Raw genomic sequence first — 22,926 nt, forward strand, 5'->3', positions numbered from 1 at the left:
CGGCGATTAACCGTCCTTCTCGATTTCACAGAGTAGCGGATGCTGGCTTTCCCTTGCGTATTGGTTGACCTGCATGGCCTTGGTCTCGGCGATGTCACGGGTAAACAATCCGCATACTGCCCGCCCTTCTGTATGGACGGCCAGCATGACCTTGGTCGCCAGCTCGCGATTCAGGTTAAAAAACACCTCGAGCACTTCGACGACGAAATCCATCGGTGTGTAGTCATCATTGAACAAAACCACCTTGTACATCGGTGGTGCCTGCAGGGCCGGTTTAGCCTCCTGTACCGCCAGGCCAGAACCATCGTCCTCATGCGATTGCGGGCGATCCTGATTGAATGTTAGTCGAATCTGGCTATGTGCATGCATGGAAAGAATTTCATCATTTCGACAGGTTGGATTATGGATTGACCGCACAGGTGACGCGGGACAGCCGTCACCTCACCTTGACTATCGGCAAAACGGTGTTACAACCAATAAGAGCCCACCGTGGTCGATAAAGATCCGCGCAGTCAACCAGAATTTTCGCAGGTTCATATGCGGATGGAGTGGATGATACTCCAGTGATGGAGTCCTTTGCAGAGGGATATGAGGATGGCAAGCGGTAAAGTCAAGTGGTTCAACAATGCCAAGGGCTATGGATTCATCAATGAAGACGGGAAAACAGAGGACCTGTTTGCACACTACTCGGCTATCGAGATGGAGGGTTATAAAACCCTGAAAGCCGGACAGGTCGTCAACTTCGAGATCATCCAGGGACCAAAAGGACTGCATGCGATAAAAATCAACGGACTGAAAGCCGCGACCACTGATCCAACACCCGCACCGTCTACCACCGCAACTGTCTGACACACAGCACAAAAAAAGCCGGCCCGTTCTTGTGAACGGGCCGGCTTTTTATGCCTGGCTTACATATGCTTGATCAATGCTTCACCGAAACCGGAACTGCTGACCAAGGTCGCGCCGTCCATCAGGCGCTCGAAGTCATAAGTCACGGTCTTGGCGGCAATGGCGCCATTGGTGCCCTTGATGATCAGGTCGGCCGCCTCGGTCCAGCCCAGATGACGCAGCATCATCTCGGCCGAGAGAATCACCGACCCTGGGTTGACCTGGTCCTTGCCAGCGTATTTCGGCGCGGTACCGTGAGTGGCTTCGAACATGGCCACGGTATCGGACAGGTTGGCGCCCGGCGCAATACCGATACCACCCACTTCCGCCGCCAGGGCGTCGGAAAGGTAGTCGCCATTGAGGTTGAGGGTGGCAATCACGTCGTATTCGGCCGGACGCAGCAGGATCTGCTGGAGCATGGCGTCAGCAATGGCATCCTTGACGATAACTTCACGGCCGGTTTTCGGGTTCTTGAACTTCATCCATGGGCCGCCATCGAGCAGCTCGGCGCCGAATTCGTTCTTGGCCACCTCGTAACCCCAATCCTTGAAGGCACCTTCGGTGAACTTCATGATGTTGCCTTTGTGCACGATGGTCAGCGACTTGCGGTCGTTGTCCACCACGTACTGCAAGGCCTTGCGCACCAGACGCTGAGTACCTTCTTTCGAGACCGGCTTGATGCCGATGCCGCAATCCTGGTCGAAACGGATCTTGGTGACGCCCATTTCTTCTTTCAGGAACTTGATGACCTTGGTCGCTTCGGGAGAACCGGCCTTCCATTCGATACCGGCATAAATGTCTTCGGAGTTTTCGCGGAAGATCACCATGTCGACATCACCCGGCTTTTTCACCGGGCTCGGCACGCCCTGGAACCACACCACAGGACGCAGGCAGACATATAGGTCCAGCTGCTGGCGCAGGGCAACGTTGAGGGAGCGAATACCACCCCCGACCGGGGTGGTCAGCGGGCCCTTGATGGAAACGACGTAATCTTTGACCGCATCCAGGGTTTCCTGGGGCAGCCAGGTATCCTGGTCATACACCTGGGTGGCTTTTTCACCGGCGTAGACTTCCATCCAGGAAATCTTGCGCTTGCCCCCATAGGCTTTTTCTACAGCAGCATCGACCACTTTGATCATGACGGGACTGACGTCTACGCCAATGCCGTCGCCTTCGATGAACGGGATGATCGGATTATCAGGAACATTGAGAGAATGGTCCGCATTGACGGTGATTTTGTCGCCGACTGCCGGAACCTTGATTTTCTGGTATCCCATGCTGCACTCCGTTTTTTTTGGTGTGGTACGTCATCTGGATCCCCAGAGCGTACCCCAGTTGCACGGCAACGGAAACCATGGCTGCGAATGCACCAAATTGGAGCTAATGCACCTACATCTTTGGTCTAAAAAAGCCGCTGTTACACGTTGATCTTGATGATTCCGATCAAGGATTTGGTATACTCCGCCGGTGACCAAAGGGTCACTGGGGCGAACCGTCTGAAACGCGACCCCGACCTGACTGGGCTGTTACCGCAGTTCAGCCGCTTGACACTCGACTGATGCAATCCACCATCACCGCACAGAACCCTCGACCTTCTGCTCATAGATGTGTCTGAGCGAAGCGCCTACCCTGCGCACTTCGAGATTCTGCGCACGCTCAGCAAAACAGAGAGTTAACCCGAATATGCCCACCCGATCCAAGATCATCTACACCTTCACCGACGAAGCCCCTGCCCTCGCCACCTATTCACTGCTCCCCATCGTCGAAGCCTTCACCGCTTGCGCCGACATCGCCGTAGAAACCCGGGACATCTCTCTGGCCGGCCGCATCCTTTCTGCCTTCCCTGAACAGCTCGGCGCCGACAAGCAAGTGGCCGACCACCTGGCAGAACTGGGCCAACTGGCCACCACGCCAGAAGCCAACATCATCAAGCTGCCGAACATCAGCGCCTCGGTACCGCAGCTCAAGGCCGCGATCAAGGAGCTGCAAGCCAAGGGCTTCAACGTTCCTGACTACCCTGAAGCCGCCGCTACCGATGCCGAGAAAGAAGCCAAGGCTCGCTACGACCGCATCAAGGGCAGCGCCGTAAACCCGGTTCTGCGTGAAGGCAACTCCGACCGCCGCGCCCCGCTGTCGGTCAAAAACTACGCACGCAAGCACCCGCACAAGATGGGTGCCTGGGCTGCCGACTCCAAGTCCCACGTGGCCCACATGAGCCAGGGCGACTTCTACGGCAGCGAGAAAGCCGCGCTGATCGAAGCCGATGACAGCCTGCGTATCGAACTGCTGGACAAGAACGGCACCACCACCGTTCTGAAGGAAAAGACCTCGGTAAAAGCCGGCGAGATCATCGACTGCGCCGTCATGAGCACCAAGGCCCTGCGCAAGTTCATTGCCGCTGAAATCGAAGACGCCAAGGCCAAGGGCGTACTGCTGTCGGTACACCTCAAAGCCACCATGATGAAGGTCTCCGACCCGATCATGTTCGGCCAGATCGTTGCCGAGTATTACCAGGACGCGCTGAACAAGCACGCCGTGGTACTGGAGCAGATCGGCTTCAACCTGAACAACGGCATCGGCGACCTGTACGCCCGTATCAAGACCCTGCCAGCTGAACAGCAGGCGCAGATCGAAGCCGACATCAAAGCCGTCTACGACGTGCGTCCGGCGCTGGCCATGGTCAACTCCGACAAGGGCATCACCAACCTGCACGTGCCGAGCGACGTCATCGTCGACGCCTCGATGCCGGCGATGATCCGTGACTCGGGCAAGATGTGGAACACCGAAGGCCAGCTGCAGGACACCAAGGCAGTGATCCCGGATCGCTGCTACGCGACCATCTACCAGGCCGTTATCGAAGACTGCAAGCAACACGGCGCCTTCGATCCGACCACCATGGGCAGCGTACCGAACGTTGGCCTGATGGCGCAGAAAGCCGAAGAGTACGGCTCCCACGACAAGACCTTCCAGGCCAAGGCCGACGGCGTAATCCGCGTGGTTGACGGCAAGGGCAACCTGCTGCTGTCGCAGGAAGTCGAAGCCGGCGACATCTTCCGCATGTGCCAGACCAAAGACGCGCCGATCCAGGACTGGGTCAAACTGGCCGTCAACCGCGCCCGCGCCAGCAACACTCCGGCGCTGTTCTGGCTCGACCCGCAGCGTGCCCACGACGGCGTGCTGATCGAGAAGGTCCAGAAGTACCTGAAAGACCACGACACCGCTGGCCTGGACATCCGCGTCCTGCCGCCTGTCGAGGCCATGAAGGTTTCCCTGCAGCGCATCCGTGCGGGCCAGGACACCATCTCGGTGACCGGTAACGTACTGCGCGACTACCTGACCGACCTGTTCCCGATCATGGAACTGGGCACCAGCGCCAAGATGCTGTCGATCGTACCGCTGATGAACAACGGCGGCCTGTTCGAAACCGGCGCCGGCGGCTCGGCACCGAAGCACGTACAGCAACTGGTCGAAGAGAACTTCCTGCGCTGGGACTCCCTCGGTGAGTTCCTCGCCCTGGCCGCGTCCCTGGAGCACCTGAGCACTGCCTACGCCAACCCGAAAGCCAAGGTACTGGCGGCGACCCTGGACCAGGCCACCGGCCAGTTCCTGGACACCAACAAGTCCCCTGCGCGCAAGGTCGGCGGTATCGACAACCGTGGCAGCCACTTCTACCTGACCCTGTACTGGGCCCAGGCACTGGCTGCACAGAGCGACGACGCTGCCCTGCAAGCGCGCTTCGCCCCACTGGCAAAAGCCCTGGCCGAGAACGAAGCGACCATCGTCGCCGAGCTCAACGCCGTTCAGGGCAAGCCGGCTGAAATCGGTGGTTACTACTACCCGGATGCCGAGCTGACCAGCAAAGTGATGCGCCCGAGCCTGACCTTCAACAGCGCGGTTGCCGCACTGTAAGGTTCGCTTGACGTAACAACGGAAGCCCCGGCCACGCACCGGGGCTTCTGCTTTTCCGGGATAAGGTCCACCAAAACCACACAGGGCTTTCCGAATGACCTGGCAACCCCACATCACCGTCGCCACCATCGTCGAAGACCAGGGCCGCTTCCTTATGGTCGAAGAGTTCAAGGCCGGCAAGCACGTTTTCAACCAACCCGCCGGCCATCTTGAGGCCAACGAAAGCCTGCGCGAAGCGGCCCGGCGCGAAACCCTCGAGGAAACCGCCTGGGAGGTCGAACTGACCGGCGTCGTCGGCATCTATCTCTATACAGCCCCAAGCAACGGCGTGACCTACCAGCGCATCTGCTTCGCCGCCCGCGCACTCAGGCACCACCCCGAGCGCGCCCTGGACAACGACATCGTGCGCGCCGTGTGGCTGACCCGTGACGAGCTGCTGGCTGACCCCGAGCGCTGGCGCAGCGAGCTGGTGCCGCGCTGCATCGACGACTACCTGGCCGGGCCGCTGCACAGCCTGGCGTTGATTCGCGACTGACAGTGACGATGCCTTGAGGCCCGCAGCCTGATAGAATCGTTGTCTTTTTCCAGATACACAGCCGGTACCTATGACCAGTCCAGCACTTTACGAACCCGAAAAGACACGCGTTATTGTCGGCATGTCCGGCGGCGTGGATTCTTCCGTCTCCGCCCTCCTGCTGATGGAACAGGGCTACCAGGTGGAAGGCCTGTTCATGAAGAACTGGGAAGAGGATGACGGCACCGAGTACTGCACCGCCCGCGAAGACCTGGCCGATGCCCAGGCCGTCTGCGACCGCATTGGCATCAAGCTGCATACCGCCAACTTCGCCGCCGAATACTGGGACCACGTGTTCGAGCACTTCCTGGCCGAATACAAGGCCGGTCGCACGCCGAACCCGGATATCCTGTGCAACCGCGAAATCAAGTTCAAGGCGTTCCTCGACTACGCCCTGATGCTCGGCGCCGACCTGATCGCTACCGGCCATTACGTGCGCCGCCGTGACACCGACGGACGCACCGAACTGCTCAAAGGCCTGGACCCGAACAAGGACCAGAGCTACTTCCTGCACGCTGTCGGCGGCAAGGAAATCGCCCGCACCCTGTTCCCTGTTGGCGAACTGGAAAAGCCCGAAGTACGTGCCATCGCCGAGAAACATGGCCTGGCCACAGCGAAGAAGAAAGACTCCACCGGCATCTGCTTTATTGGCGAACGGCGCTTCAGCGACTTCCTCAAGCAATACCTGCCAGCGCAGCCCGGCGAAATCCAGACCACTGACGGTGAAGTGATCGGTCGCCATCACGGCCTGATGTACCACACCATCGGCCAGCGCCAGGGCCTGGGCATCGGCGGCCTCAAGGATGCCGGTGACGAGCCGTGGTACGTGCTGGAAAAAGACCTCGAGCGCAACGTGCTGGTGGTTGGCCAGGGCAACGAGCATCCATGGCTGTTCTCCCGCGCCTTGCTGGCGTCGGAGATTTTCTGGGTCAACCCGATCGACCTGTCCAGCCCACGGCGCCTGACCGCCAAGGTGCGTTACCGCCAGAGCGATCAGGACTGCACCCTGGAGCTGAGCGCAAGCGGCTACCGTGCGGTGTTCGACGAGCCACAACGGGCCGTGACCCCGGGCCAGTCGGTGGTGTTCTATGACGGCGAAATCTGCCTGGGTGGCGGCGTGATCGAGACGGCCGAGCCGTGGAGCGCGCACTGATGAGCTCGATCCAAGAGCAGTTGATTGCGCTGGGCGGCGTGTTCCAGGCCGCCGTACTGGTTGACCGCATTGCCCGCACCGGCCAGGCCAGCGAGGCGAACCTGGGTTGCATGCTTGGCAGCCTGCTGGTGCGTGACCCGCAAAGTACCCTGGAAGTGTTCGGTGGCGACGATCTCAACCTGCGTGACGGCTACCGCGCCCTGGCTAGTGCTCTTGAGCGTGATCCGGGCAGCCTGCAGCGCGAACCGCTGCGCTACGCACTGTCGATGCTTGGCCTTGAGCGTCAACTGGCCAAGCGCGGCGACATGCTTGATGTGATCGGTAACCGACTGCCACAGATCCAGTCCCAGGCCGAGCATTTCGGCCTGGTGCACGAGAACGTCATTGCCTCCAGCGGCGCCCTGTACCAAGACACCTTGAGCACCCTGCGCCAGCGCATTCAGGTCCACGGTGACATGCGCCATCTGCAGCAGCCAAGCAACGCCTCGAAGATCCGCGCCCTGCTGCTCGCCGGCATTCGTGCTGCGCGCCTGTGGCGCCAGCTGGGCGGGCATCGCTGGCAGCTGGTGGTCAGCCGGCGCAAACTGCTCAAAGAACTGTATCCGATGTTGCGCGGCTGATTTCAAGGGCTGCCCTGCGGCCCAGACCACTGGATTGACCTGCTGGCATTACCTTTTGTCAGCCACCCGACCCGGGCGCGTTTTTCATGTATGATATGCGCCCTCTTCAAAGCCTGACTGTCCGAGAACACCCCATGCAGCTTTCCTCGCTCACTGCGGTTTCCCCTGTTGACGGCCGTTACGCCGGCAAAACCCAGGCCCTGCGCCCTATTTTCAGCGAATACGGCCTGATCCGTTTCCGCGCCCTGGTCGAGGTGCGCTGGTTGCAGCGCCTCGCCGCTCATCCGCAAATCCCTGAAGTTCCAGCGCTTTCCGCTGAAGCCAACGCCTTGCTCAATGGCCTGGCCGATGAGTTCGCCCTCGAACACGCCGAACGCGTGAAAGAAATCGAGCGCACCACCAACCACGACGTCAAGGCCATTGAGTACCTGCTCAAAGAGCAGGCTGCCAAGCTGCCAGAACTGGCCAAGGTCAGCGAGTTCATTCACTTCGCCTGCACCAGTGAAGACATCAACAACCTGTCCCACGCCCTGATGCTGCGCGCTGGCCGTGACGACGTGCTGTTGCCGCTGATGCGCCAGATCGCCCAGGCTATCCGTGAGCTGGCTCACCGCTTCGCCGACGTGCCGATGCTGTCGCGCACCCACGGTCAACCGGCTTCGCCGACTACTCTGGGTAAAGAGCTGGCCAACGTCGTCTACCGTCTTGAGCGCCAGATCGCTCAGGTTGCCGCTGTACCCCTGCTGGGCAAGATCAACGGCGCCGTGGGCAACTACAACGCCCACCTGTCGGCCTACCCGCAGATCGACTGGGAAGCCAACGCCCGCGCCTTCATCGAAGACGAGCTGGGCCTGGTGCTCAACCCGTACACCACCCAGATCGAGCCACACGACTACATCGCCGAACTGTTCGACGCGATCGCCCGCTTCAACACCATCCTGATCGACTTCGACCGCGATATCTGGGGCTACATCTCCCTGGGCTACTTCAAGCAGCGCACCATCGCTGGCGAAATCGGCTCCTCGACCATGCCGCACAAGGTCAACCCGATCGACTTTGAAAACTCCGAAGGCAACCTGGGTATCGCCAACGCGCTGTTCCAGCACCTGGCCAGCAAGCTGCCGATCTCGCGCTGGCAGCGCGACCTGACCGACTCCACTGTGCTGCGCAACCTGGGCGTTGGCTTCGCCCACAGCGTGATCGCCTACGAGGCCAGCCTCAAGGGCATCAGCAAGCTGGAAATCAATGAAGCCCGTATCGCCGAAGACCTGGACGCCTGCTGGGAAGTCCTCGCCGAGCCGATCCAGACCGTCATGCGCCGCTACGACATCGAGAACCCCTACGAGAAGCTCAAGGAGCTGACCCGTGGCAAAGGCATCAGCCCTGAAGCGCTGCTGACCTTCATCGATGGCCTGGACATGCCGGCTGAAGCCCGCGCCGAGCTGAAAAAGCTGACGCCTGCCTCCTACATCGGCAATGCTGCGGCTCAAGCCAAACGCATCTGATCTGCGCCCTGCGCGTAAACGCCCGGCTCAGCCGGGCGTTTTTATTCCCGAAAGAAAATTACTTTTTTTCAATAGGTTACACATGAATCCTGATACTCCACTGCAGCTGCTGGGCGGCCTCACTGCCCGCGAATTCATGCGCGACTACTGGCAGAAAAAGCCTCTGTTGGTACGCCAGGCTTTTACCGACTTCGAAAGCCCGATCGATGCCGACGAGCTGGCCGGCCTGGCCCTGGAAGAAGAAGTCGAATCGCGCCTGGTCATCGAACACGGCGAGCGCCCGTGGGAGCTGCGTCGCGGCCCATTCGAGGAAGACACTTTCAGCACGCTGCCCGAGCGCGACTGGACCCTGCTGGTGCAGGCGGTGGATCAGTTCGTGCCAGAAGTCCACGAGCTGCTGGAGCACTTCCGCTTCCTGCCGAGCTGGCGCATCGACGATGTGATGATCAGCTTCGCCGCCCCAGGCGGTAGTGTCGGCCCGCACTTCGACAACTACGACGTATTCCTGCTGCAAGGCCAGGGCAAGCGCAACTGGAAGATCGGCCAGGTCTGCGACAGCGACAGCCCCCTGATCGAGCACGCCGACCTGCGCATCCTGGCTGAATTCGAGCAAAGCGAAGAGTGGACCCTGGAACCAGGCGACATGCTCTACCTGCCGCCACGCCTGGCCCACTACGGCATCGCCGAAGACAACTGCCTGACCTACTCGGTGGGCTTCCGTGCGCCGAGCGCCGCTGAAGTGTTGACTCACTTCACTGACTTCCTCAGCCAGTTCCTGCCTGACGAAGAGCGCTACAGCGACGCCGACGCCAAACCGGTCAGCGACCCGCACCAGATCCAGCACGACGCCCTGGACCGCCTGAAGAACCTGCTGACCGAGCACATGGGCGACGAACGCCTGCTGCTGACCTGGTTCGGCCAGTTCATGACCGAGCCACGCTACCCAGAGATGGTCAGTGGCGAGCCGCTGGACGAAGCGGAACTGATCGAAAGCCTGGCCCAGGGCGCAATCCTGATCCGCAATCCAAGCGCCCGCCTGGCCTGGTCGGAAGTCGATGACAACCTGCTGCTGTTCGCCAGCGGTCAAAGCCGTCTGCTGCCGGGCGACCTGCGCGAACTGCTGAAACTGATCTGCGCCGCCGATGCGTTGCATATCGAAAACCTTGAGCAATGGCTTGAAAGCGATCAAGGCATTACCTTGATCTGCGAACTGGTCAAACAAGGAAGCTTGGGGTTTGCCAATGAATAAGATTCGGGTCCGCCTTGCCGACTGGCACAAAGACAACGCCGACATCCGCCGCATTCGTGAAGCCGTCTTCATCGCCGAGCAATGCGTACCGCCAGAACTGGAATGGGATGCCGACGACAACAGCGCCGTGCACTTCCTCGCCCTGGAAGGCGACTACGCCATCGGCACGGCCCGCCTGTTGACCGACGGCCAGATTGGCCGGGTGTCGGTACTCAAGGACTGGCGCGGCCTGAAAGTCGGCGATGCGCTAATGCAGGCTATTATCGTCGAAGCGCAGAACCGCGACCTCAAGCAGCAAATGCTCAGCGCCCAAGTGCAGGCCACGCCATTCTACGAGCGCCTTGGCTTCAAGGTGGTCAGCGAGGAGTTCCTCGAAGCAGGGATTCCCCACGTGGATATGGTTCGCGAGTCACGCGAACTGGCCTGACTGTCGAGTGTGAGAGCGGATTCATCCGCGAAGGGCCGCATCGCGGCCCCAAACCTGGACGGCTACGCAGTCCTTCGCGGATGAATCCCACACGCTCAAATACCCACAACCCCTACAAATTTGCCATCATGTCTACTCCACCCGCGGAGATCATGGACATGCCGCTACGCCCCCTACTCGCCTCCCTGCTTCTGTCGTTCAGCCTGAGTGCGCTGGCCGCCACCGAAGTCCTGCCGCTGAACCACCGCACCAGCACCGAACTGCTCCCCACCGCACAATCCTTCATCGGCAAGGATGGCAGCGTCAGTGCCTTTGAAAACAAGCTTATCGTCAATGCCGCCCCCCAGCGCATCGACGACCTGCGCACTCTGCTGCAACAACTGGACACTGCGCCGCGGCGCCTGATGATCAGCGTCGACAACAACGACAGCAACTTCCAGGATAACCGCGGTAACGCCCGCGTCATCCGCTACGGCACCGCCAACCGCGAAGGCGGCCTGCAGCAGGTGCAAGCCACCGAAGGCAGCCCGGCACTGATCCAGGTCGGCCAGAGCATTCCGATCACCAGCACCAGCACCGATGGCTTTGGCCGCGTGCAAAGTGACACTGAGTACCGCAACGTCACCCAGGGCTTCTATGTCACCGCAAACGTCAGCGGCGACACCGTTAAGCTGAGCATCAGCACCAACAATGACCGGATGAGCCAGGAACGTCCCGATGTAGTGAAGGTTCAAAGCACCGACACAAAAGTCAGCGGCAAACTCGGCGAATGGATCACCCTGGCCGGTGTCAACCAGCAGAGCCAGTCCGAACGCAGTGCTTCAGCCCTCAGTTACAGCACCCAGCGCGGTGAGAACATGACTTTGCGGGTAAAAGTCGACGCTCTGGACTGAAGCCAGGCAAATCAAGGCCTCGACCAACGGCCTCGGAACTGACTGATGAGTCGCATTAGACAAAAGATGTAGTGGCAATAAAAAAGCACTACAAAACATTTGACGACCTCATTTGGTAGAGGCATGATGGCCCCGCTCCCGCTAATCAGAGGCCCTGGCAAGGGCCTTCGAGCCGCGCTCTAAGCTACCCACCTGAGCCGACTCGTGTCTGTACAGCCCACAAGGCAGTTTGACGAGATTGCGACTGGAACGAAGTTGTCCCGAGGGACGGAAGCGCATCATGAGGCACCCGGCAGCACTGTTCACTGCAGTTAGGCATCCACGAGCCACCCTGCAGCGAAAACCTCGCCCACGCCTGCTCACTTCCCCTCTTCGAGCCCCATCGTTCGACCGTCGCATATTTCGCTGAACATGACTTACGCCAGGCTTCTGATCTGCGCTGTGTGAGCGAGAATTTTTTCCAAGACCGATGCGACGAGGTTTATTTCCATGGCACTGACACGCGAACAGCAAATTGCAGCCCTCGAAAAAGACTGGGCCGAGAACCCGCGCTGGAAAGGCGTGACCCGTACCTACACCGCCGCCGATGTCGTACGCCTGCGTGGCTCGGTCCAGCCTGAGCACACCCTGGCCCGCATGGGTGCCGAAAAGCTGTGGAAACTGGTCACCCAGGGCGCACACCCGTCCTTCCGCCCGGAAAAAGATTTCGTCAACTGCATGGGCGCCCTGACCGGCGGCCAGGCTGTTCAACAGGTTAAGGCCGGTATCCAGGCTATCTACCTGTCCGGCTGGCAAGTGGCTGCCGACAACAACTCGGCCGAGTCCATGTACCCAGACCAGTCGCTGTACCCGGTGGATTCGGTTCCAACCGTGGTCAAGCGCATCAACAACTCGTTCCGTCGTGCCGACCAGATCCAGTGGAAAGCCGGCAAGAACCCAGGTGATGACGGCTACATCGACTACTTCGCACCAATCGTGGCTGACGCTGAAGCCGGTTTCGGCGGCGTACTGAACGCCTACGAGCTGATGAAGAACATGATCGAAGCAGGCGCCGCCGGCGTTCACTTCGAAGACCAGCTGGCCTCGGTGAAAAAATGCGGCCACATGGGCGGCAAGGTACTGGTTCCGACCCAGGAAGCCGTTCAGAAGCTCAACGCTGCCCGTCTGGCAGCTGACGTTGCCGGTGTACCGACCATCATCCTGGCCCGTACCGACGCCAACGCCGCTGACCTGCTGACCAGCGACTGCGACCCGTACGACCAGCCATTCGTGGTCGGCGAACGCACCCAGGAAGGTTTCTACAAGGTTCGTGCCGGCCTGGATCAAGCCATTGCCCGCGGCCTGGCCTACGCTCCTTATGCCGACCTGATCTGGTGTGAAACCGCCAAGCCGGACCTGGACGAAGCCCGTCGCTTCGCCGAAGCGATCAAGAAGGAATACCCGGACCAGATCCTGTCCTACAACTGCTCGCCTTCTTTCAACTGGAAGAAGAACCTGGACGACGCGACTATCGCCAAGTTCCAGCGCGAACTGTCGGCCATGGGCTACAAGCACCAGTTCATCACCCTGGCCGGTATCCACAACATGTGGCACGGCATGTTCAACCTGGCGCACGACTACGCCCGCAACGACATGACCGCCTACGTGAAACTGCAAGAGCAGGAGTTCGCTGACGCTTCGAAAGGCTATACCTTCGTGGCCCACCAGCAGGAAGTCGGCACCGGCTACTTCGACGACATGACCACCGTGATCCAGGGTGGCAAGTCTTCGGTTACCGCACTGACCGGCTCGACTGAAGAAGAGCAGTTCCACTGATCAATGATCGGTTGCTGAAATTCGGGTGACAGACAAAACCCGGGGCCTGTGATGGGGCTCCGGGTTTTGTTTTTCTGTGGCGCGGCAGTGCGACGACTCGACTTGCCCCGCGATTCGACCGATTCGGCACTTTCCTATAAATCCCCATTGGCTATGCTAGGTGCACAACAACACCAAGGATCGGCCATGCCCCGCCCCTTCACCCTGCTCTGCCTGGCCCTGCTCGGCGCGGCCCTCTATCTATATGCACTGGCCAGCGACAATGCGTTGCTCGGCCTTGCGGTCAAACCGATTCCGGTACTGGCCCTGATCTTCTGGCTCAAGGCCGCCGAACCTTCCCACTACCGACGCTGGATCACGATAGGCCTGGTTTTTTCGCTACTCGGCGACATCCTTTTGGCCATGCCTGGCGATCTGTTCGTATTTGGCCTGGCGGCATTTCTCTGCGCACACCTGGCCTACCTGCGCGGCTACCTGAGCGAAACGCGGCAACGGGCAACCTGGGCCCTGGCGATCTCACTGATAGTCGGCACGGCGCTACTGGCATTGCTGATCAGCCATGGCCTGGGTGAGTTACTGATTCCTGTGACGGTGTATGCCCTGGCCATCAGCGCGATGCTCTGGCGCGCCCTGGCCTGTGGTGGTGTTGCGGCGCTGGGCGCGATCGCCTTCGTGTTCTCCGACAGCCTGATCGGCATCGACCGCTTTGTCGGCCATTTCCAGGCCGCCCCCTACCTGATCATCCTCGCCTACTGGCTGGGACAGTGGGCGATTGCCGCTTCGGCCTACACCAGCCGAGCGTCAAAAACCTTGATCCAGGCCGCGGCAAGCCAGGATAAATTCGGTTAAAACACAAGGTGTGGAAACTTGAAGGTGATGCCGATGCCGCACAACTTTGTAGTTGACCTTAACAGTAGGACGAATTGCACACCTGTAGATGATATTAATTATCATTTCTAGGTTGCAGTTTCATTACGCTGTGCAAGAAACATAATTAACAAAACCCGAGGCAATGCCCGCCCCATGCGGCTTGCAGCGAGCTACGAAAGATTTTTGTTCTTAATCCTACGAATAAATTTGCTGCAGAAATTTTACTTGCACCGGGTTTACCCATAAAATCAGCGCGATAGACTCCGCTGCGACATATCGTCACTGCTTTACTACTTTCCAAGCCGCAGAGACTGGTCTCTGTATAAGGATTTTCAGCATGCCCGATTCGACAGGACTCATCGCCCACAACTGGGGCTTTGCCATTTTCCTTTTGGGTGTCGTCGGCCTCTGTGCCTTCATGCTCGGTCTGTCCGCCCTGCTCGGTAGCAAGGCCTGGGGCCGTAGCAAGAACGAACCCTTCGAGTCCGGCATGCTGCCCACTGGCGGCGCCCGCTTGCGCCTGTCAGCCAAATTCTATCTGGTCGCGATGCTGTTCGTGATTTTCGATATCGAAGCCCTCTTTCTCTTTGCCTGGTCTGTGTCCGTCCGCGAAAGCGGCTGGACCGGATTCGTCGAGGCACTCGTTTTCATAGCAATTCTGTTGGCTGGTCTTGTCTACCTTTGGCGGGTTGGGGCGCTCGATTGGGCTCCCGTAGGTCGTCGCATGCGGCAAGCGAAGCTGAAACAATGAGGCTTTGGCAATGCAATACAATCTCACCAGAATCGACCCGGATGCTCCCAACGAGCAATATCCAATCGGAGAGCGGGAAACCGTCTCCGATTCGCTGCTAGAGGACCAGGTCCACAAGAACATCTTCATGGGCAAACTTGAAGATGTGCTCAGTGGCGCGGTCAACTGGGGGCGTAAGAACTCCCTGTGGCCGTACAACTTCGGCCTCTCCTGCTGCTACGTGGAAATGACCACGGCCTTCACGGCGCCCCACGACATCGCCCGCTTCGGCGCCGAGGTCATCCGGGCATCGCCGCGCCAGGCCGACTTCATGGTCATCGCCGGCACCTGCTTCATCAAGATGGCGCCGATCATCCAGCGCCTGTACGAGCAGATGCTTGAACCCAAGTGGGTCATCTCCATGGGTTCGTGCGCCAACTCCGGTGGCATGTACGACATTTACTCGGTCGTTCAAGGGGTCGACAAGTTCCTCCCCGTGGATGTCTATGTCCCTGGCTGCCCGCCTCGCCCTGAAGCCTTCCTGCAAGGTCTGATGCTGTTGCAGGAGTCGATTGGCCAGGAGCGTCGTCCTCTTTCCTGGGTTGTCGGTGATCAAGGCATCTACCGTGCCGAGATGCCGTCGCAGAAAGAGCAACGCCGTGAACAGCGCATCCAGGTCACCAACCTGCGCAGCCCCGACGAAGTCTGATCCAGCGACCTGTTGCCTGCGCATGCGCGACAGGCAGCCTGGCTTCATTCTCTACGTTGACCGAAAGCGACCGAGACCATGACAGCGGACACCGCTATTTATATCCCGCCTTACAAGGCTGACGACCAGGATGTGGTTGTCGAACTGAACAACAAATTTGGCCCCGAGGCGTTCGTCGCCCAGGAAACCCGCACCGGCATGCCGGTGCTTTGGGTTACCCGCGCCAAACTCAAGGAAGTACTGACCTTCCTGCGTAACGTTGCCAAACCGTACAGCATGCTCTATGACCTGCACGGCGTGGACGAGCGTCTGCGCACCCAGCGTCGTGGCCTGCCAGGGGCCGACTTCAGCGTGTTCTATCACCTGATGTCGGTGGAACGGAACAGTGACGTCATGATCAAGGTAGCCTTGAGCGAAGGCGACCTGAACCTGCCAACCGTGACCGGTATCTGGCCAAACGCCAACTGGTATGAGCGCGAAGTCTGGGACATGTTCGGCATCGACTTTGCCGGCCACCCACACCTGACCCGTATCATGATGCCGCCGACCTGGGAAGGTCACCCCCTGCGCAAGGATTACCCGGCGCGCGCGACCGAATTCGATCCGTACAGCCTGACCCTGGCCAAGCAGCAGCTTGAGGAAGAAGCTGCGCGCTTCAACCCCGAGGCCTGGGGCATGAAGCGCCACGGTACCAATGAGGACTACATGTTCCTCAACCTCGGCCCGAACCACCCGTCGGCTCACGGTGCCTTCCGTATCGTCCTGCAACTGGACGGTGAAGAGATCGTCGACTGTGTCCCGGACATCGGCTACCACCACCGTGGTGCCGAGAAGATGGCCGAGCGCCAGTCCTGGCACAGCTTCATTCCCTACACCGACCGTATCGACTACCTCGGTGGGGTGATGAACAACCTGCCGTACGTGCTCGCGGTCGAGAAGCTGGCCGGCATCCAGGTGCCACAGAAGGTCGACGTGATCCGCATCATGCTGGCCGAGTTCTTCCGGATCACCAGCCACCTGCTGTTCCTGGGTACCTACATCCAGGACGTTGGCGCCATGACCCCGGTATTCTTCACCTTTACCGACCGTCAGCGCGCCTACACCGTGATCGAAGCCATCACCGGTTTCCGCCTGCACCCGGCCTGGTACCGCATCGGCGGCGTCGCCCACGACCTGCCGCGCGGTTGGGACAAGCTGGTGAAAGACTTCGTCGAATGGCTGCCAAAGCGCCTCGACGAGTACACCAAGGCTGCCCTGCAGAACAGCATTCTCAAGGGCCGGACCATCGGCGTTGCCCAGTACAACACCAAAGAAGCCCTGGAGTGGGGCGTAACCGGTGCCGGCCTGCGTTCCACCGGCCTTGACTTCGACCTGCGCAAAGCGCGTCCTTATTCTGGCTACGAGAACTTCGAGTTTGAAGTACCGCTGGCCCACAACGGCGATGCCTACGATCGCTGCATGGTCCGTGTCGAGGAGATGCGCCAGAGTATCCGCATCATCGACCAGTGCCTGCGCAACATGCCGGAAGGCCCGTACAAGGCGGATCACCCGCTGACCACGCCGCCGCCGAAAGAGCGCACCCTGCAGCACATCGAAACCCTGATCACTCACTTCCTGCAAGTGTCGTGGGGCCCGGTCATGCCGGCCAACGAATCCTTCCAGATGATCGAGGCGACCAAGGGCATCAACAGTTACTACCTGACGAGCGACGGCGGCACCATGAGCTACCGCACCCGGATTCGCACCCCGAGCTACCCGCACCTGCAGCAGATCCCTTCGGTGATCCGCGGCAGCATGGTCGCGGACCTCATTGCGTACCTGGGCAGTATCGACTTCGTTATGGCTGACGTGGACCGCTAAGCATGAACAGCACGCTTATCCAAACCGACCGTTTCGCCCTGAGCGAAACCGAGCGCTCGGCCATCGAGCACGAGATGCATCACTACGAGGACCCGCGCGCGGCGTCCATCGAAGCCCTGAAGATCGTTCAGAAGGAACGCGGCTGGGTGCCGGACGGCGCCATCTATGCCATCGGCGAAGTGCTCGGCATCCCCGCCAGCGACGTCGAAGGCGTAGCCACCTTCTATAGTCAGATCTTCCGTCAGCCGGTTGGCCGGCACATCATCCGCGTTTGCGACAGCATGGTCTGCTACATCGGCGGCCACGAATCGGTGGTCAGCCAGATTCAGAGCGAGCTGGGCATTGGCCTGGGCCAGACCACCGCCGACGGCCGCTTCACCCTGCTGCCAGTGTGCTGCCTGGGTAACTGCGACAAGGCCCCGGCGCTGATGATCGACGACGACACCTTTGGCGATGTCCAGCCTGCTGGCGTCTCCAAGTTGCTGGAGGGTTACGTATGACCATCACTTCCTTCGGCCCGGCCAACCGCATTGCCCGCAGCGCCGAGACCCATCCGCTGACCTGGCGCCTGCGCGACGACGGCGAGCCGCTGTGGCTGGACGAATACCAGGCCAAGGACGGCTACAGCGCCGCCCGCAAGGCCCTGGCGCAGATGTCCCAGGACGATATCGTGCAGACCGTGAAAGACTCCGGTCTCAAGGGCCGCGGCGGCGCGGGCTTCCCAACGGGCGTCAAATGGGGCCTGATGCCCAAAGACGAATCCATGAACATCCGCTACCTGCTGTGCAACGCGGATGAAATGGAGCCCAACACCTGGAAAGACCGCATGCTGATGGAGCAACAGCCTCATCTGCTGATCGAAGGCATGCTCATCAGTGCCCGCGCGCTGAAAGCCTACCGCGGCTATATCTTCCTGCGTGGCGAATACACCACCGCAGCGCGCAACCTCACCCGTGCGGTCGAGGAAGCCAAGGCTGCAGGCCTGCTGGGCAAGAACATCCTCGGCAGCGGCTTCGACTTCGAGCTGTTCGTCCACACCGGTGCCGGTCGCTACATCTGCGGTGAAGAAACCGCACTGATCAACTCCCTCGAAGGCCGCCGCGCCAATCCGCGCTCCAAGCCGCCCTTCCCTGCCGCCGTTGGCGTCTGGGGCAAGCCGACGTGCGTGAACAACGTCGAGACCCTGTGCAACGTGCCGGCCATCGTCGGCAATGGCATCGACTGGTACAAGTCGCTGGCCCGCGAAGGCTCTGAAGACCACGGCACCAAGCTGATGGGCTTCTCCGGCAAGGTCAAGAACCCGGGCCTGTGGGAACTGCCGTTCGGCGTCAGCGCCCGCGAGCTGTTCGAAGACTACGCCGGTGGCATGCGCGATGGCTTCAAGCTCAAGTGCTGGCAGCCAGGCGGCGCCGGTACCGGTTTCCTGTTGCCCGAGCACCTGGACGCACAAATGTACGCCGGTGGTATCGCCAAGGTCGGCACCCGTATGGGTACCGGCCTGGCCATGGCCGTGGACGACAGCGTCAACATGGTGTCGCTGCTGCGCAACATGGAAGAGTTCTTTGCCCGCGAATCCTGTGGCTTCTGCACCCCGTGCCGCGACGGCCTGCCATGGAGCGTCAAGCTCCTGCGCGCCCTCGAGAAAGGCCAGGGCCAGCAGGGCGACATCGAGACCCTGCTGGGTCTGGTCGGCTTCCTCGGCCCAGGCAAGACCTTCTGCGCTCACGCACCGGGTGCCGTTGAGCCGCTGGGTAGCGCGATCAAGTACTTCCGCCCTGAGTTCGAGGCTGGCATCGCCAACCAGGCATCGGTTAGCACCGCTGTCGGCCTGCGCCCGGACCTGGCAAAGCCGATTGTCGTCGGCGCATAACGAATAGACATGCGGACGGTCCGTGCCGTCCGCTGCTTGCACAGCTCGCCCGGGGACACCTGTAGCGGGCTGCAGGCACACAGTTTTCCATTAGCCACGCCCGCAGACGCGGGCCAACGAAGAACTTTGAACCATGGCCACTATCCACGTAGACGGCAAAGAGCTCGAAGTCAACGGCGCAGACAACCTGTTACAGGCGTGTCTGTCGCTAGGCCTCGACATCCCCTATTTCTGCTGGCACCCGGCGCTCGGTAGCGTCGGTGCCTGCCGCCAGTGTGCAGTCAAGCAGTACACCGACGAGAACGACACCCGTGGTCGTATCGTCATGTCCTGCATGACCCCTGCCACCGATGGCAGCTGGATTTCCATCGAAGACGAAGAAGCCAAGGTATTCCGTGCCAGCGTCGTCGAATGGCTGATGACCAACCACCCGCACGACTGCCCGGTCTGCGAGGAAGGCGGTCACTGCCACCTGCAAGACATGACGGTGATGACCGGCCACAACGAGCGCCGCTACCGTTTCACCAAGCGTACTCACCAGAACCAGGAGCTCGGCCCGTTCATCGCCCACGAGATGAACCGCTGCATCGCCTGCTACCGCTGCGTGCGTTACTACAAGGACTACGCCGGCGGTACTGACCTGGGCGTGTTCGGTGCCCACGACAACGTCTACTTCGGGCGCGTTGAAGACGGCACCCTGGAAAGCGAGTTCTCCGGCAACCTCACCGAGGTCTGCCCGACCGGTGTGTTCACCGACAAGACCCACTCCGAGCGCTACAACCGTAAATGGGACATGCAGTTCGCCCCGAGCATCTGCCATGGCTGCTCCAGCGGTTGCAACATCAGCCCGGGCGAGCGTTACGGCGAACTGCGCCGGATCGAAAACCGTTTCAACGGTTCGGTCAACCAGTACTTCCTCTGTGACCGTGGCCGTTTTGGCTATGGCTATGTCAACCGCGAAGACCGTCCACGTCAGCCATTGCTGGCCGATGGCAGCAAGCTGAGCCTGGACGCGGCGCTGGACAAGGCCGCCGACATGCTGCGCGGTCGCAACATCGTCGGTATCGGTTCGCCACGCGCCAGCCTGGAAAGCAACTATGGCCTGCGCGAGCTGGTCGGCGCCGAGCACTTCTACTCGGGTATGGAAGCCGCTGAACTGGCCCACGTGCGCCTGGCCCTGCAGGTACTCAACGACAGCCCGCTGCCGGTCCCGACCCTGCGCGACATGGAAGACCATGATGCGGTGTTCGTCCTTGGCGAAGACCTGACCCAGACTGCTGCCCGCGTGGCCCTGGCCCTGCGCCAGTCGGTCAAGGGCAAGGCCGAAGCCATGGCCGATGCCATGCGTGTTCAGCCATGGCTGGATGCTGCGGTGAAGAACATCGGCCAGCACGCCATGTACCCGCTGTTCATCGCCAGCCTGGCCGAAACCAAGCTCGATGACGTCGCTGAAGAATGCGTACACGCCGCGCCTGACGACCTGGCCCGTATCGGTTTCGCCGTGGCCCACGCCATCGACCCGAGCGCCCCTGCCGTCGAAGGCCTGGACGCCGAAGCCCTGGCCCTGGCCAAGCGCATCGCCGATGCCCTGGTTGCCGCCAACCGTCCGCTGGTGGTTGCCGGTACTTCGCTGGCCTCCAGCGCGCTGATCGAGGCCGCCGCCAACATCGCCAAAGCCCTGAAGCTGCGCGAGAAGAACGGTTCCCTGAGCCTGGTGGTGCCTGAGGCCAACAGCCTGGGTATGGCCATGCTCGGTGGCGAGTCCGTCGATGCCGCCCTGGACGCGGTGATAGCCGGCAAGGCCGACGCCATCGTCGTCCTCGAAAACGACCTGTACAGCCGTGTACCAGCGGCCAAGGTCGACGCTGCCCTGGCCGCCGCCAAGGTCGTGATCGTCGCCGATCACCAGAAAACCCCAACCGTCGAACGCGCCCACCTGGTCCTGCCGGCGGCAACCTTCGCCGAAGGCGACGGCACCCTGGTCAGCCAGGAAGGCCGTGCCCAGCGCTTCTTCCAGGTGTTCGATCCGACCTACCTGGACAGCAGCATCCTGGTTCACGAAGGCTGGCGCTGGATGCACGCCCTGCGTGCGACCCTGCTCAACAAGCCGGTGGACTGGACCCAGCTGGACCACGTCACCGCTGCCTGCGCCGCTGCCACGCCGCAACTCTCGGGCATCGTCAACGCCGCGCCATCCGCGTCGTTCCGCATCAAGGGCATGAAGCTTGCGCGTGAGCCGCTGCGTTACTCCGGTCGTACCGCCATGCGCGCCAACATCAGCGTGCACGAGCCACGTACTCCGCAAGACAAGGACAGCGCCTTCGCCTTCTCCATGGAAGGTTACTCGGGTTCGGCCGAACCGCGTTCGCAAGTGCCGTTCGCCTGGTCTCCGGGCTGGAACTCGCCACAAGCCTGGAACAAGTTCCAGGACGAGGTCGGTGGTCACCTGCGTGCAGGCGACCCAGGCACCCGCCTGATCGAAACCGAGGGTGACAAGCTGAACTGGTTCGCCAGCGTACCGGCAGCCTTCTCCCCGGCCCGTGGTACCTGGCAGGTCGTGCCGTTCTACCACCTGTTCGGCAGCGAAGAGAACTCCTCGCGCGCCGCCCCGGTGCAAGAGCGCATCCCACAGGCCTACGTTGGCCTGGCCAAGTCCGAAGCCGACCGCCTGGGCGTCAACGACGGCGCGATGCTCAGCGTGAACGTGGCAGGCATGACCCTGCGTCTGCCATTGCGTATCAATGAAGAACTGGGCGCAGGCCTGGTTGCCCTGCCCAAAGGCCTGGCCGGCATTCCACCGGCCATCTTCGGTGCATCCGTCGAAGGCCTGCAGGAGGCAGCACAATGACCTGGTTCACCCCTGAAGTGATCGATGTGATCATCACCGTCATCAAGGCCATCGTGGTCCTGCTGGCCGTGGTGGTCTGCGGTGCGCTGCTCAGTTTTGTCGAGCGGCGCCTGCTGGGCTGGTGGCAGGACCGTTACGGTCCGAACCGCGTCGGCCCGTTCGGCATGTTCCAGATCGCTGCCGATATGCTGAAGATGTTCTTCAAGGAAGACTGGAACCCGCCCTTCGTCGACAAGATGATCTTCACCCTGGCGCCGGTGGTGGCCATGAGTGCCTTGCTGATCGCCTTCGCCATCATCCCGATCACCCCGACCTGGGGTGTCGCGGACCTGAACATCGGCCTGCTGTTCTTCTTCGCCATGGCCGGTCTGTCGGTGTACGCGGTACTGTTCGCCGGCTGGTCGTCGAACAACAAGTACGCCCTGCTCGGCAGCCTGCGGGCCTCGGCCCAGACCGTGTCGTACGAAGTGTTCATGGGCCTGGCGCTGATGGGCATCGTTGCCCAGGCCGGCTCGTTCAACATGCGCGATATCGTTGACTACCAGGCCCAGAACCTGTGGTTCATCATTCCGCAGTTCTTCGGCTTCTGCACCTTCTTCATCGCTGGCGTCGCCGTGACTCACCGTCACCCGTTCGACCAGCCGGAAGCGGAACAGGAACTGGCCGACGGTTACCACATTGAATACGCCGGGATGAAATGGGGCATGTTCTTCGTCGGTGAGTACATCGGCATCATCCTGGTCTCGGCGCTGCTGGTAACCCTGTTCTTCGGTGGCTGGCACGGTCCGTTCGGCATCCTGCCGCAAGTACCGTTCCTGTGGTTCGCTCTGAAGACCGCGTTCTTCATCATGCTGTTCATCCTGCTGCGCGCCTCGATTCCGCGCCCGCGCTATGACCAGGTGATGGACTTCGGCTGGAAGTTCTGCCTGCCGCTGACCCTGATCAATTTGCTGGTGACCGCTGCGCTCGTGTTGCTCAACACGCCAGCTGTTGCGGCCCAGTGAGG

At 60.8% G+C, this 22,926-nt stretch carries 20 protein-coding genes; 18 read left to right on the plus strand and 2 right to left on the minus strand.

What is annotated here, in order from left to right; all coding sequences use genetic code 11:
- Positions 1 to 6: 6 nt before the first annotated feature.
- A complete protein-coding gene (gene clpS / locus ACRESH_RS00500; RefSeq protein ID WP_009400967.1) occupies positions 7 to 369 on the minus strand; it encodes an ATP-dependent Clp protease adapter ClpS in 363 nt (120 codons plus the stop codon).
- A gap of 225 nt (positions 370 to 594) precedes the next feature.
- On the opposite strand from clpS, the gene cspD reads away from it, so the two are divergent.
- Positions 595 to 849, plus strand: coding sequence for a cold shock domain-containing protein CspD (gene cspD / locus ACRESH_RS00505; RefSeq protein WP_431740092.1), 255 nt, complete (start codon positions 595 to 597; stop codon positions 847 to 849).
- A 59-nt stretch (positions 850 to 908) separates the two neighbouring features.
- Here cspD and icd read toward each other — a convergent pair whose 3' ends face one another.
- Positions 909 to 2,165: an NADP-dependent isocitrate dehydrogenase gene (gene icd / locus ACRESH_RS00510; RefSeq protein WP_045201398.1), complete on the minus strand. Its 1,257-nt coding sequence runs from the start codon at positions 2,163 to 2,165 to the stop codon at positions 909 to 911.
- Between the two features lie 406 nt (positions 2,166 to 2,571).
- Here icd and ACRESH_RS00515 point away from each other — a divergent pair, with 406 nt between their 5' ends.
- The 17 genes from ACRESH_RS00515 to nuoH all read left to right on the plus strand — a co-directional run bounded on the left by ACRESH_RS00515 (position 2,572) and on the right by nuoH (position 22,924).
- Positions 2,572 to 4,797, plus strand: a complete 2,226-nt coding sequence (locus ACRESH_RS00515) for an NADP-dependent isocitrate dehydrogenase (RefSeq protein WP_431740093.1) — start codon at positions 2,572 to 2,574, stop codon at positions 4,795 to 4,797.
- Between the two features lie 94 nt (positions 4,798 to 4,891).
- Positions 4,892 to 5,332 carry an NUDIX hydrolase gene (locus ACRESH_RS00520; RefSeq protein ID WP_431740094.1) on the plus strand — a complete coding sequence of 147 codons (441 nt, stop codon included), beginning with the start codon at positions 4,892 to 4,894 and terminating at the stop codon, positions 5,330 to 5,332.
- A 70-nt stretch (positions 5,333 to 5,402) separates the two neighbouring features.
- Entirely contained in the window at positions 5,403 to 6,524 is a 1,122-nt protein-coding gene (gene mnmA / locus ACRESH_RS00525; protein WP_431740095.1) for a tRNA 2-thiouridine(34) synthase MnmA, read from the plus strand.
- Positions 6,524 to 7,144, plus strand: a complete 621-nt coding sequence (gene hflD, locus ACRESH_RS00530; protein ID WP_431740096.1) for a high frequency lysogenization protein HflD — start codon at positions 6,524 to 6,526, stop codon at positions 7,142 to 7,144. The genes mnmA and hflD overlap by 1 nt, the downstream gene beginning before the upstream one ends.
- Positions 7,145 to 7,278: 134 nt before the next feature.
- Positions 7,279 to 8,649: an adenylosuccinate lyase gene (gene purB / locus ACRESH_RS00535; protein ID WP_431740097.1), complete on the plus strand. Its 1,371-nt coding sequence runs from the start codon at positions 7,279 to 7,281 to the stop codon at positions 8,647 to 8,649.
- Between the two features lie 82 nt (positions 8,650 to 8,731).
- The gene (locus ACRESH_RS00540) at positions 8,732 to 9,898 is read left to right on the plus strand and encodes a JmjC domain-containing protein (RefSeq protein WP_431740098.1); all 1,167 of its coding nucleotides are present in this window, start codon (positions 8,732 to 8,734) and stop codon (positions 9,896 to 9,898) included.
- A complete protein-coding gene (locus ACRESH_RS00545; protein WP_431740099.1) occupies positions 9,891 to 10,325 on the plus strand; it encodes a GNAT family N-acetyltransferase in 435 nt (144 codons plus the stop codon). The genes ACRESH_RS00540 and ACRESH_RS00545 overlap by 8 nt, the downstream gene beginning before the upstream one ends.
- Before the next feature lie 158 nt (positions 10,326 to 10,483).
- The gene (locus tag ACRESH_RS00550; RefSeq protein ID WP_431740100.1) at positions 10,484 to 11,218 is read left to right on the plus strand and encodes a secretin N-terminal domain-containing protein; all 735 of its coding nucleotides are present in this window, start codon (positions 10,484 to 10,486) and stop codon (positions 11,216 to 11,218) included.
- 489 nt (positions 11,219 to 11,707) lie between these two features.
- Entirely contained in the window at positions 11,708 to 13,033 is a 1,326-nt protein-coding gene (aceA, locus tag ACRESH_RS00555; RefSeq protein WP_400169981.1) for an isocitrate lyase, read from the plus strand.
- 186 nt (positions 13,034 to 13,219) lie between these two features.
- The gene (locus tag ACRESH_RS00560) at positions 13,220 to 13,882 is read left to right on the plus strand and encodes a lysoplasmalogenase (RefSeq protein ID WP_431740101.1); all 663 of its coding nucleotides are present in this window, start codon (positions 13,220 to 13,222) and stop codon (positions 13,880 to 13,882) included.
- A gap of 358 nt (positions 13,883 to 14,240) precedes the next feature.
- Complete coding sequence (locus tag ACRESH_RS00565; RefSeq protein ID WP_285860819.1) at positions 14,241 to 14,654, plus strand: NADH-quinone oxidoreductase subunit A; 414 nt, start codon at positions 14,241 to 14,243, stop codon at positions 14,652 to 14,654.
- Positions 14,655 to 14,664: 10 nt separating this feature from the next.
- Positions 14,665 to 15,342 (plus strand): NADH-quinone oxidoreductase subunit B, encoded by a 678-nt coding sequence (locus ACRESH_RS00570; protein WP_010220398.1) that lies wholly within the window; start codon positions 14,665 to 14,667, stop codon positions 15,340 to 15,342.
- Positions 15,343 to 15,420: 78 nt separating this feature from the next.
- On the plus strand, positions 15,421 to 17,202 hold the full coding sequence (nuoC, locus tag ACRESH_RS00575) for an NADH-quinone oxidoreductase subunit C/D (protein WP_431740102.1): 1,782 nt from the start codon (positions 15,421 to 15,423) through the stop codon (positions 17,200 to 17,202).
- 2 nt (positions 17,203 to 17,204) lie between these two features.
- Positions 17,205 to 17,702, plus strand: coding sequence for an NADH-quinone oxidoreductase subunit NuoE (nuoE, locus tag ACRESH_RS00580; RefSeq protein WP_012313767.1), 498 nt, complete (start codon positions 17,205 to 17,207; stop codon positions 17,700 to 17,702).
- Positions 17,699 to 19,072 carry an NADH-quinone oxidoreductase subunit NuoF gene (gene nuoF / locus ACRESH_RS00585; RefSeq protein WP_431740103.1) on the plus strand — a complete coding sequence of 458 codons (1,374 nt, stop codon included), beginning with the start codon at positions 17,699 to 17,701 and terminating at the stop codon, positions 19,070 to 19,072. Before nuoE ends, nuoF begins: the two co-directional genes overlap by 4 nt.
- A 133-nt stretch (positions 19,073 to 19,205) precedes the next feature.
- On the plus strand, positions 19,206 to 21,920 hold the full coding sequence (gene nuoG / locus ACRESH_RS00590; protein WP_431740104.1) for an NADH-quinone oxidoreductase subunit NuoG: 2,715 nt from the start codon (positions 19,206 to 19,208) through the stop codon (positions 21,918 to 21,920).
- On the plus strand, positions 21,917 to 22,924 hold the full coding sequence (gene nuoH, locus ACRESH_RS00595; RefSeq protein ID WP_431740105.1) for an NADH-quinone oxidoreductase subunit NuoH: 1,008 nt from the start codon (positions 21,917 to 21,919) through the stop codon (positions 22,922 to 22,924). Before nuoG ends, nuoH begins: the two co-directional genes overlap by 4 nt.
- The last annotated feature ends 2 nt before the right edge of the window (positions 22,925 to 22,926 follow it).

Origin of the sequence: Pseudomonas sp. (assembly GCF_050739775.1) — a bacterium.
Taxonomy (GTDB): domain Bacteria; phylum Pseudomonadota; class Gammaproteobacteria; order Pseudomonadales; family Pseudomonadaceae; genus Aquipseudomonas.

Excerpts from the sequence above, each read along its gene's own strand:
- mnmA (WP_431740095.1), top strand. The coding sequence starts at position 5,403 with ATGACCAGTCCAGCACTTTACGAACCCGAAAAGACACGCGTTATTGTC.
- ACRESH_RS00520 (WP_431740094.1), top strand. The coding sequence starts at position 4,892 with ATGACCTGGCAACCCCACATCACCGTCGCCACCATCGTCGAAGACCAG.
- hflD (WP_431740096.1), top strand. The coding sequence starts at position 6,524 with ATGAGCTCGATCCAAGAGCAGTTGATTGCGCTGGGCGGCGTGTTCCAG.
- purB (WP_431740097.1), top strand. The coding sequence starts at position 7,279 with ATGCAGCTTTCCTCGCTCACTGCGGTTTCCCCTGTTGACGGCCGTTAC.
- nuoC (WP_431740102.1), top strand. The coding sequence starts at position 15,421 with ATGACAGCGGACACCGCTATTTATATCCCGCCTTACAAGGCTGACGAC.
- nuoG (WP_431740104.1), top strand. The coding sequence starts at position 19,206 with ATGGCCACTATCCACGTAGACGGCAAAGAGCTCGAAGTCAACGGCGCA.
- ACRESH_RS00515 (WP_431740093.1), top strand. The coding sequence starts at position 2,572 with ATGCCCACCCGATCCAAGATCATCTACACCTTCACCGACGAAGCCCCT.
- ACRESH_RS00550 (WP_431740100.1), top strand. The coding sequence starts at position 10,484 with ATGCCGCTACGCCCCCTACTCGCCTCCCTGCTTCTGTCGTTCAGCCTG.
- clpS (WP_009400967.1), bottom strand. The coding sequence starts at position 369 with ATGCATGCACATAGCCAGATTCGACTAACATTCAATCAGGATCGCCCG.
- nuoE (WP_012313767.1), top strand. The coding sequence starts at position 17,205 with ATGAACAGCACGCTTATCCAAACCGACCGTTTCGCCCTGAGCGAAACC.
- ACRESH_RS00545 (WP_431740099.1), top strand. The coding sequence starts at position 9,891 with ATGAATAAGATTCGGGTCCGCCTTGCCGACTGGCACAAAGACAACGCC.
- ACRESH_RS00565 (WP_285860819.1), top strand. The coding sequence starts at position 14,241 with ATGCCCGATTCGACAGGACTCATCGCCCACAACTGGGGCTTTGCCATT.
- ACRESH_RS00540 (WP_431740098.1), top strand. The coding sequence starts at position 8,732 with ATGAATCCTGATACTCCACTGCAGCTGCTGGGCGGCCTCACTGCCCGC.
- icd (WP_045201398.1), bottom strand. The coding sequence starts at position 2,165 with ATGGGATACCAGAAAATCAAGGTTCCGGCAGTCGGCGACAAAATCACC.
- nuoH (WP_431740105.1), top strand. The coding sequence starts at position 21,917 with ATGACCTGGTTCACCCCTGAAGTGATCGATGTGATCATCACCGTCATC.
- ACRESH_RS00570 (WP_010220398.1), top strand. The coding sequence starts at position 14,665 with ATGCAATACAATCTCACCAGAATCGACCCGGATGCTCCCAACGAGCAA.
- ACRESH_RS00560 (WP_431740101.1), top strand. The coding sequence starts at position 13,220 with ATGCCCCGCCCCTTCACCCTGCTCTGCCTGGCCCTGCTCGGCGCGGCC.
- cspD (WP_431740092.1), top strand. The coding sequence starts at position 595 with ATGGCAAGCGGTAAAGTCAAGTGGTTCAACAATGCCAAGGGCTATGGA.
- aceA (WP_400169981.1), top strand. The coding sequence starts at position 11,708 with ATGGCACTGACACGCGAACAGCAAATTGCAGCCCTCGAAAAAGACTGG.
- nuoF (WP_431740103.1), top strand. The coding sequence starts at position 17,699 with ATGACCATCACTTCCTTCGGCCCGGCCAACCGCATTGCCCGCAGCGCC.